The organism is Streptomyces jumonjinensis, assembly GCF_009600885.1.
Taxonomy (GTDB): Bacteria; Actinomycetota; Actinomycetes; order Streptomycetales; family Streptomycetaceae; genus Streptomyces; species Streptomyces jumonjinensis.
Genome location: NZ_VCLA01000207.1, coordinates 1,728 through 2,235, shown reverse-complemented (window position 1 = coordinate 2,235; position 508 = coordinate 1,728). Strand labels below are relative to the sequence as shown.

The window sequence follows — 508 nt, the reverse complement described above, 5'->3', positions numbered from 1 at the left end:
TGGACTCGACATCGCGCTCCGGGTCCACCGGCTCCGCCGTGAGCAGCGGGTCCGGACCCTCAAGGAAGTCGATCCACTTCGGCAGCTCCGCGAGCCGCTCTTCGCCGCCGGCCTCAGCGGCAAGCTCACGCGCCCAGTGCCGGAACGACGTCGGGACGGGCTGAAGCGCGGTCCCGCGGCCCGAGGCCGACTCGGCGTAGGACTCGGCGAGATCCGGCACCAGCACCCGCAGTGACACGGTGTCCACCGCGAAGTGGTCGAGAACCAGAAGCAGCCTTCCGGGGGAAGTCGGCCCGAGGTCGAACCAGACCACCTGGACCATCACACCTGCGTACGGGTCGAGCCCGCCGACAGCTACCTGTGTCTGCTGAGTGACCAGGGCGCGCAGCTCGTCGCCCTCAAGACCGGTGGCGTCCACCCTGCGCAGCAGGGTCGAGGCCCGGAGCTCTCCCGGTCCGGGTACGACGAGTCGCCGCTCCGGACTGTCCTCCAGCCGGGCGCGGAGGGC

Annotated in this window: 1 pseudogene; it reads right to left on the bottom strand. The window is 71.1% G+C overall.

Annotation, left to right across the window (positions count from 1 at the left end):
* Positions 1-508 (bottom strand): annotated as a pseudogene (locus FF041_RS38645) (non-ribosomal peptide synthetase); the annotation flags it as partial.